General features: G+C 43.4%; 11 protein-coding genes and 3 pseudogenes. 9 read left to right on the top strand and 5 right to left on the bottom strand.

Annotation, left to right across the window (positions count from 1 at the left end; genetic code table 11):
* Positions 1 to 313 (top strand): annotated as a pseudogene (locus tag PVOR_RS25545) (hypothetical protein); the annotation flags it as partial.
* Between the two features lie 646 nt (positions 314 to 959).
* Here PVOR_RS25545 and PVOR_RS29920 read toward each other — a convergent pair.
* Complete coding sequence (locus PVOR_RS29920) at positions 960 to 1,181, bottom strand: hypothetical protein (protein ID WP_234973101.1); 222 nt, start codon at positions 1,179 to 1,181, stop codon at positions 960 to 962.
* 404 nt (positions 1,182 to 1,585) lie between these two features.
* On the opposite strand from PVOR_RS29920, the pseudogene PVOR_RS32385 reads away from it, so the two are divergent.
* Positions 1,586 to 1,800: pseudogene (locus tag PVOR_RS32385) on the top strand (hypothetical protein).
* 4 nt (positions 1,801 to 1,804) lie between these two features.
* Here the strand turns inward: PVOR_RS32385 and PVOR_RS25535 are convergent.
* Entirely contained in the window at positions 1,805 to 2,293 is a 489-nt protein-coding gene (locus PVOR_RS25535) for a DinB family protein (RefSeq protein WP_006212447.1), read from the bottom strand.
* A gap of 107 nt (positions 2,294 to 2,400) precedes the next feature.
* Here PVOR_RS25535 and PVOR_RS29915 point away from each other — a divergent pair, with 107 nt between their 5' ends.
* The 4 genes and pseudogenes from PVOR_RS29915 to PVOR_RS30840 all read left to right on the top strand — a co-directional run bounded on the left by PVOR_RS29915 (position 2,401) and on the right by PVOR_RS30840 (position 4,011).
* Positions 2,401 to 2,562 (top strand): phage terminase small subunit-related protein, encoded by a 162-nt coding sequence (locus PVOR_RS29915; RefSeq protein ID WP_006212446.1) that lies wholly within the window; start codon positions 2,401 to 2,403, stop codon positions 2,560 to 2,562.
* A gap of 359 nt (positions 2,563 to 2,921) precedes the next feature.
* Positions 2,922 to 3,534: pseudogene (locus tag PVOR_RS25525) on the top strand (DEAD/DEAH box helicase family protein); the annotation flags it as partial.
* Positions 3,488 to 3,658, top strand: a complete 171-nt coding sequence (locus PVOR_RS31140) for a hypothetical protein (protein WP_006212443.1) — start codon at positions 3,488 to 3,490, stop codon at positions 3,656 to 3,658. The pseudogene PVOR_RS25525 and the gene PVOR_RS31140, both read left to right, overlap by 47 nt.
* Positions 3,659 to 3,873: 215 nt before the next feature.
* Positions 3,874 to 4,011 (top strand): hypothetical protein, encoded by a 138-nt coding sequence (locus tag PVOR_RS30840; protein WP_006212442.1) that lies wholly within the window; start codon positions 3,874 to 3,876, stop codon positions 4,009 to 4,011.
* A 132-nt stretch (positions 4,012 to 4,143) separates the two neighbouring features.
* Here PVOR_RS30840 and PVOR_RS25520 read toward each other — a convergent pair whose 3' ends face one another.
* Complete coding sequence (locus PVOR_RS25520; protein WP_234973103.1) at positions 4,144 to 4,713, bottom strand: ATP-dependent DNA ligase; 570 nt, start codon at positions 4,711 to 4,713, stop codon at positions 4,144 to 4,146.
* Between the two features lie 256 nt (positions 4,714 to 4,969).
* On the opposite strand from PVOR_RS25520, the gene PVOR_RS25515 reads away from it, so the two are divergent.
* From PVOR_RS25515 to PVOR_RS25505, 3 genes are all read left to right on the top strand, one after another.
* The gene (locus PVOR_RS25515) at positions 4,970 to 5,266 is read left to right on the top strand and encodes a hypothetical protein (protein ID WP_006212440.1); all 297 of its coding nucleotides are present in this window, start codon (positions 4,970 to 4,972) and stop codon (positions 5,264 to 5,266) included.
* A gap of 524 nt (positions 5,267 to 5,790) precedes the next feature.
* Entirely contained in the window at positions 5,791 to 6,099 is a 309-nt protein-coding gene (locus PVOR_RS25510; protein ID WP_234973100.1) for a hypothetical protein, read from the top strand.
* A complete protein-coding gene (locus PVOR_RS25505) occupies positions 6,096 to 6,422 on the top strand; it encodes a YolD-like family protein (RefSeq protein ID WP_006212438.1) in 327 nt (108 codons plus the stop codon). Before PVOR_RS25510 ends, PVOR_RS25505 begins: the two co-directional genes overlap by 4 nt.
* 634 nt (positions 6,423 to 7,056) lie before the next feature.
* Here PVOR_RS25505 and PVOR_RS25500 read toward each other — a convergent pair.
* Together PVOR_RS25500 and PVOR_RS25495 are read right to left on the bottom strand one after the other, a co-directional pair.
* Entirely contained in the window at positions 7,057 to 8,274 is a 1,218-nt protein-coding gene (locus PVOR_RS25500) for a sialidase family protein (protein ID WP_040681020.1), read from the bottom strand.
* Between the two features lie 48 nt (positions 8,275 to 8,322).
* Entirely contained in the window at positions 8,323 to 8,688 is a 366-nt protein-coding gene (locus PVOR_RS25495) for a hypothetical protein (protein WP_006212436.1), read from the bottom strand.
* Positions 8,689 to 8,703: the final 15 nt, after the last annotated feature.

The raw sequence follows: 8,703 nt of genomic DNA, 5'->3' as shown, positions 1-8,703 counted from the left end.
TCAGGAGGATCTGCATGCTGATAAGACGGCCAATGCTACGATTCTGATTGAGAAGCAACGTTGGGTGTATCAGCGGTATCAGTTTTATACTCATCAGCTTCGCAGGGCTTTTAGTTTGATCCAGGACGAAGAGACAAAGAGAGCTGTCGATTTCAGATTTATGCAGGGTTACTCTTACAAGGAGACGTTATTATTCTTCCGGCATGGTCTGAGCGACAGCACCATTCGTCGGAAGATAGCTGATGGGACCGAGAGCATGGCCAACAGTTTGAAACTCATGGGTTTTTTTGAGCAGGATGATGCGGAGTTTTAAGCAGCATGAAAAATGAGTGATTTTCACTGATTTCTTAGTCCAATTCATTTTTAGCTACCTGCATATAATATATTAACTCTGTTATGGGAGGAGGAATATCTCATGAGACATCATCATAGAAAGGTTATTGTTGTTATCCTTAAACCTGGGCAAATAGCAGTAGTTAAGTGCGAAAAGCACAGAAAACATCGTCGCGTATAATTTTTTTGTCGGTGGACCTTATCTTAAGATAAGGTCCACTACCACTTTTCAAAGGGTTCATACGTTCATACTATTTCTTAATTAATGGTTTGGTTTGTTGCCTTTTTTGACTCTAAAATGAACACAACCTGAACGTAATTTGACCGTATGTTGAGCACTACATGACGGTTTTTCCGTGATAGTATGTAAGCATAGAAAAAGGCGAGAATGACACGCACCGCTGCATGAATGCGGCATATGACCGGGGCGTAACTCTTCTCGCTTTTTCTATTCAGTATTTTATTACTGGAACTAATTGCTGGATGAGATCGGGCCGCTGTATGAAGACATAAAAGTAACGAAGCCCATTTTCTTAGATATCAAACTCAATGACCACTTTCATTTCTTTGTTCAGAATAAACCATTAAATGTGTAATAGCAAAATAACAAGAAACTGGAAGGTTATCTAATACATCTGAGGTAATGGAGTTCCTGGAGGTCTCCACCAAGATTCAACAGTTCTCCAAGCAGTATCATAATCGTAGCCTTTTCCCATTAAATATCCAATGGCAACTGCTTCTGTTAATGCATGTTGATACCCGAGGTAGTGGGCTTCTCGTAATCCATGTCTAACAGCCGGGCTTATGGTTGCAAGAGTTTGATGTTGAAGATGTTGTTGATTAGTCATATTCATTTTGTTACTCCTCACTTTTAATAAATGATTTGTAATAATTTATGAGGGTATAGGTAGAGGCGGAACATGTCCTTTAAATATTTCAAGTGAGATTGTGAGGCTGCTCGTTCAACTAATGGAACACGATAACTCAATAAATCAGATTAGCAATTACAAATTCAAATTTGGCTACCGAGGACTAATTGGATAGTAAAGATATTTGAACTGACTCGGAAACCTTTATTGTTTAGAGTTAAACGTCTAATTTGGGCGGTTTTTCTTATGTTAAGGCAAATTAAAAGGAGGACGCTGTAACGTCCTCCCCATAGACCAGTGAGATAGCGGCCCGCCGCGCGCGGCATTTATCGACTCCGCCGCTATCTCGCATTCCATCATAACGGAAAGCCGAGGGAACGACGATGGGAACACCTGAGAATAAGGATTTGCTTATGCAGCATGAGCTCGCAGTCATGGAAGGTATCCTCGAGAGCAAGGGCAATACCGGAAGATCGTCAAGGCAGGCATAGCCAAGTGGGTAAAGGACTTTCAAGATGGCCGGATTGAGATCAAGACGGTGGATGACCTGAAGAAGCTGATTGAAATAGATATTGAGATACAGAAAGACACATTCTAAGCTGTCAGAAAAGAGGCCCTGAAAAGCCATTTAGTCGGGCAATTACTCCGATTTGTCCCACATGATAAGTCTCGTGATCGAACACATGATGAAATATCCAGCGTAGAGTTGGAGGAGAGGGCGGTTGCCAACCATCGGAATATGTAGGTAGCGGGATAGCCGGATCATTCTCAAGATAATGGATTGAATTGAGCTTGAGATCAGTCTGTTTCCGAATGTCTATGTAGGCTTGTAAAAGCTGCTGGGGGCTTTCAATTTTTCGAGGTAATTGTAGCTCTGTCTTCGAAGCAACAACATTGATCCATTCATCTTCGCTACGAGCGATATGTTCAACGATCCAAGCTATTGAGTTAGGGTGATCGGGGTGTGCTCCATACCACTGTTCTACGGTCAGTTCTTTTAAGTACGGATGTTCTACGGTCAGTTCTTTTAAGTACGGAATTAATGTCTTTCTTACATCATTTCGATAGGGGAAAAAAGTTGCAAGGTTCATATGATTCCTCCTGATAGATTTGTTCATTCTGGTTAAGTCTATCAAAACCTATAGTGGCGTCAAGGAGCATTGAGCAATTGATATATCGGGGGTGGTGATGGTGTAGCATGGCTGGAGAGAGAAGTCCCGAACGGGACAAGGCAAAACTGATGTGGCTGGGGAACGGCGGGACGATGAAGCTAAAGGACATCGCTGCTGCTCTTTCTATTGGGGAGACTCAAGTTCGTAAATGGAAGTTCCAGGACAAGTGGACTGCCCGATTTGAATAGTAACGTTACCAATGAATCGAAAGGTAACGTTACTAAACGTGGCGCTCCCAAAGGGAACAAGAACGCTGTCGGTAATCGCAGCGGAGCACCCCCGTGCAATAAAAGAGCAGTTGGTAAAATAAGGGCGGGTCTGGAGGACCGCCAAGAAACAAGAAGGCCGTTACAACGGGGGAGTATGAAACGATTTGGCTTGATGCTTTGGGCGAAGATGATCGGGATCTGGTGATCAAGTAGATACTGATCCAATTCAACAGGCGGATGAAGCGATAAAACTGCTGTCTATCCGTGAGCGCCGGATGCTTCAAGCCCTGAAGGAGATTACAGAGCGGCATAGAGCGAAGCAAACGGAGCGTTAGCCGATGAGTAAGCCGTATAACGTTGTTACTGATTTGCTTGATCTATATTGGGATGACCCGGTTGCTTTTGCTGAAGATATGATGGGCTTTGATCCAGACGATTGGCAGTGTGACGTCATGATGGATGTCACTCAGTTCCCGAGGACCAGTGTCCGCTCTGGTCAGGGTGTAGGGAAGACGGGCCTTGAGGCTGCATTGGTCATTTGGTTTCTGTGTTGCCGTCCGAATCCCAAAGTGGTATGTACGGCGCCAACCAAACAGCAGCTGCATGACGTTCTTTGGACCGAGGTGTCCAAGTGGCTGGAGAACTCCATGGTGAAGAATCTCCTGAAGTGGACCAAGACCAAGGTCTATATGATAGGCCATGAACAGCGGTGGTTTGCAACGGCCAGGACGGCCAACAAACCCGAGAACATGCAGGGTTTCCACGAGGATTACATGCTTTTCATTGTTGATGAAGCATCGGGTGTGTCCGATCCCATCATGGAAGCCATCCTTGGTACGTTGTCCGGTGCTGAAAATAAACTGTTGATGTGTGGAAACCCGACTCGAACGAGTGGGGTTTTTTTATGATTCGCACAACCGGGACCGTAGTCGTTTCCGTTCTCATAAAGTGGATATTGGTGGCGGCGGTGCTGCTTATTGTATCGGCAGTTGGAAATGTGTTCGGGTTTGAAATTTCCGAGAAATTAAGCACAAATATTACCGGGTTAGCGATGGCAATCCTCGGCCTCCGGTGATCCTCGGGATCATCTCCAATCCCAAAGAGGGAACAGGATACACCGATAAGGAAGACAAACCGAAAACGAACAAGTTTCTGTAAAAAGCGGGACCCTACCGGCTACGTGCTGGTAGGGTCATTTTGCGTTCATTGTTTTATTTACCGCTTCGCCTTTACCAAGTCACGATTAATTCATAAGCTATGATGTATTCTAAATTAAAGGAGGAAATACTCGTGAGTGAATTTGTAGGCGGAGTTGGCGCAGGTTCCTGTGCAGGTGGTTACGGTTTTGGTGGTGGAGGTATAGGAGCAATTTTGGTTCTTTTTATCTTGTTAGTGATAATTTCTAGTGCCTTCTGTGGTTGGATATAATAATAATCTATCACGGCTTTTATGCTCGGTTATACTCGCCTTAACATTAACGGTAGAACAGTGGTGTAATCCGATGGCATCGGTAAAAGAAGCCTGCTGGCATAGGCTGGCGGGGTTCTTTTATATTTCTTCTCATCCTACGAGTTCCGTTAATACTGGCGTCCGCAACAGCCCCGATTTGAACCAGTTTCTAAATTTAACCCGCCAAAGGCTATTCTTCCGCTTGCCGACCATCCCTTCAAGTTTTCGGTTCACCATCTGATCAAACAATCCTTCTCCCGCACCTTCCACGAAGGGTATGACGCAGAAGTGCTGATTCGGCATACGTATGCCGGCAAGGATCTCTTTACGCTGCAGCAGCGGCATCTTCCGTAGGTCCTGATTTTTATACTGCAGGATATCGAACACCACATATGTTATTGGGGACGTCGCTACCAGATGCTTGGTAGCCTTAAACCGGGTCCTGACTTCTTCAAAGTCCACGCCCTCTGGCACTGTGCATGCTACCTCACCATCCAGGAGAATGTCATCATCAAACGGAACCAATAATTCGGGGTATTGTTGGGTACATTCCGTCTCATGACGTGTATAAAGCCGGATCCGGCCGGACTGTTGGGAGAACAGGAGCCTATGCCCATCAATCTTTGGTTCGAATATATAGTGCGAATCTGAAAAAGGAGCTGGTGCGGTTGCGAGTAACATCGGATCAATAAACATAAACAACACTCTTTACCGAATTATAGTGCTTGGCAATGTGATAGAGAGGTGGTAAGTAATGGTGGTAGCCTTGATGTCATCTAGCTTAGTTGCTCGAACAAATGGAAGATTCGACAAAACATTTAACATGATTATACCAAATTAAGGTTCTTTAAAACTATATACTCCAATAATATCCAAATGTTACAATTGAAAACAAAGTTAATGTGAATTAACTTTATAAATATCGGGAGGTGTTAGTATGGTTAAGATGGGAAAAAAATTAGTAATATTCTCTTCGATCATTGCAGCTTTTATGACTGTAGCAGCACCAGTATCTGCAAGTTCTATCTCACAGACAGAATCTGAGATAACGCCTCAATATTGTAACCCATGTAAAGTAAAAGCAGGTTATATGTACCCGAAAAGCCAGTATAGCAGAGACTATTTTACGCCATTACATTACATTACTGTTGATGGAGTGGAGTACTTTTTTTGGTACATAGATGATGACAAATCTACAGCCACACATTGGTATACTGTTTGGAAAGAAGAATAACAAAAAAAACGTTGGGGTTTTGAATGCATAACCTTAAGGATTTTTTTGGAGTACACAATAAGGAAGAAAGCGTAAGTGTTTAGAATTACGAGAAGTCTCAAGAGTTCAAACCCTATCGGTTATACTGGTAGGGTTTTTTATTGATATTAGCCAACTTACACGCTGTATATCTGTGAGAGCTATGTATTTCTTTATTCAGAATTTTACAAATTAAAACGAACGGTGTGGTTCGATAGAATACCCTCCCAGTCCGCACCCCAAAGCCTAACATTAACCAACTTCAGTTTTTGATCGCCAAATCTAATTCTTTACCACACATATTTACTATTCGCCTTCTGTCCAAGAATTAATTTGCCAGTTACGTGCCTTTTCCTCTATTTTACATTGGTAAAGGAACTATTGTTCGCACATAGTACAAACAAATGTTCTCGTAACAAGAGGTGGAATTAATAAGCATTGGTCTGAAGCCAGATGAATCAAAATTAGTGAAGGATTTTATCTTGTTACCTCTCTTGCTCGATGTGATGGAAAAAGATCAAGGTATCCTGTCCGCTGCAGCCTTAAAGATGCCTGTAATAACAAACACCATAATTAAACGACTGCAGAAAGCGGCACTAGCTGACTTGTCACAGGTACGTCAAGACATGCGTCGGCGAGGAATGAAGGTGTACGAGGAGCGAAAGACCCGTCTTGGCGTGGAAGTTGAATTTTTATGTAGAGGATATCACCAAAAGTTGTCCGTGCTTTGGGGGCTGGTTGAAGCAGAGAGTGAGCAGAGGTCGTACACGTATTTGGGGTTCGATATCTCAGACAAGAGGGGGAATATCAATTGACAACGCGCAAAAAGCTGGAGGGTAACAGGCTATGGGAATCAAGTCGGATGATGCTGCCAGAGCATAAGGAAACAATAATCCGCCGGCAGCTGGAGGAGGGCAGGAAAGATCGAACGACATTGGATCCACAGGAAATGGAATTAATCGAACAAGCGCTGGCTGAATCTTTTCATGAACACCGTGCCCTTACTGTAAGGCTGTTTGATGAGTATGAAGATACAGAGTTAACAGGTATTGTCGTACTGATCCACACGTTCAGACGGGAAATCAAATTGTCCATCTCTGAAGTAGGTTGGCAATGGATCAAGATCGATGAGAATTGATTCTGCTCACTGAACCTATTTTCAAAGAGGACGATGTGGCCTTATTAAAGGTCACAAAAAAAGTCACAAAAATTCCGGTCGAATATGAATACTGGCGATTGATTAATTTCGAGTGAGTCAAATTCAACTTTGATTTATACCTAAAATTTCAAAGGTGAACCGAAGCGAATTATAGTCAAATATGGGCGGCATGATGTAAGTAAGGCCTTAAAAACCTTATAATACCGCTATTTAAAAGGCTCCCGAAAGGAAGCCTTTTATTATAAATCACAAAAAAATCACATTCTCTGCAAAAATCAGAAATCAAGAATATCAGCGAAATGGCTTTTGATCTTCTCATCAGCATTTTTTCATCTTTTCAGTCGGAACCTCTGAATGAAAAAGGTATGGATTGATGCAGGACATGGTGGTAAAGATCCGAGGGCAGTCGGTAACTGGGCTGAAGGACAAGAATATTGTTTAGGTTTCCTTGGGTAAACAGCGTCTTGCTGCCGAGTATGACGGTGTGCAGGTGTTGTTATCCAGATCAAGACCAAAGCGGTAAATAAAGCCGGAGCTGAGTAGTTCAATTTCATCCAAAGGATATATTGTTTTCAACCAGATTCCTTCTTTGACTTGGTCCCTCATCCCATGTTTATTGGTTATCGCCAAACCAGATGTTTTCAGTCCCTGTACGGGTGTCAGTCCAAGCTGTTACGAGCCGACCTGTTTGAGGAACTATCGCATTTCCGATGTAGTCCCCTATCACTTGTAACCCCGCGACACTAAACGAAGTTGTCGTAATACGGGTGTTGATGAACGTAGTTCCACCGTCCCTGGACGTGGCAAGAAATACGTCAAGATTCAGCGGACTTACCCGATTGGTGTAATAGGATACGAATACCGCTCCATCTGTTGGCGAGACGGTGATGGCCGGGAAAAAATTTTGGGATCCCACCGGACTGTTTGCAATGGGTTTAGGCGCTCCCCAGGTCTGGCCAAAGTCTGTGGAAATTGAGAGAAAGATATCGGAATAACCTTCACGATAATCTTGCCACACGGCATAGACGTTCCCTCGTGATGCTGGTGCATTAGAGATGTCCGCTGCAAGTGAAGGATACGTCAGGCAACGGAATTGATAACCAGGAAGCGGCGAGGGTACTACAACGACAGATGTTATTATAGTCTGAGCCGCAAATGTTGATCCACCATCTTGTGAGATGCGAACGATAAATTCAGATGTTCCTGGAGGTTGCGTAATCCATCCTACAATGAGTATTCCATTTAACGTGATTGCGATACCAGGAAATTCTTCAAATACATTTACTGAAGATAGGAGCAGTGGCCTTTCATACGAGTTTCCGCCATCTTGCGATCGATTGAAGAATATCGTATTCCCCGGGATGAATTGCGTGTTGTAATCATGCGTATAACCAGTATAAATGTTTCCAAAGAATGGGCTGGACCCAGCCTTGTCGCTGATAACCACCACCTGATCGTCATTAACGAACTGTCCGAATCCTTGGTTCACGATGACAGGTGCTCCAAAAGATGAAGCGTTATCGTTAGAAATATAACTTACGATCGAACCGCTAAGTCCATCAGCATCAAAGGCGTGTGCTGCCACGACAAACGTATTAGGGAAAATATAATCAATATGAGGAGCTTCTATTCCAGCGAACCCAGCTGGTAAAGGCAGCAACACCGTGCTCCACGTTGCGCCGGCATCGATAGACTTGTATAATCCAATATTTGCCGGACCTGCTCGAAAATCTACAGCCACCACCACCATAACAGAGGGGTTAAGCCAATTTACGGCGATGGTTGGCTCAAACTGGCTACTCGCACTTGGCGAGATTTGGATATTTACCATGGTCACCACCCTTGTTAACATGAAACAGATCATTCTTATTTTTTCAGATTACGGGTTGAGCTGCCCAATTTGAGTGAGTTCTTGCTGTAACACCTTTTGGTAATGAATAACATTGCCGGATGAATCAGTTCCGAATACGTTGATAACAGTGTCTGTCGGAACCGTCCCTGTCACAAGAAATTGGACCTCATATGAAGAGTTGCCAGCGATATTGAAATTAAGAATTTGGCTGGTATTTGCATTGATATTTAGCATATTGGAATAAATCAGCGCCTTACTCACCAAAGTATTCCACACGTAAATGTGATAAACCACATTAGATGAGAAACTGAGATTATCATTAGCAATGTTAATTACAATGTTCGAAGCATTAGGAGAACCAGTATTCGTAATCATGCCTGTTGTTAACGCCATATAACCACTGCCCTT

It is taken from the genome of Paenibacillus vortex V453, assembly GCF_000193415.1.
GTDB lineage: Bacteria > Bacillota > Bacilli > Paenibacillales > Paenibacillaceae > Paenibacillus_AQ > Paenibacillus_AQ glucanolyticus.
The sequence above is the reverse complement of the archived record's forward strand: the minus strand, read 5'-3'. Positions and strand labels throughout refer to the sequence as shown.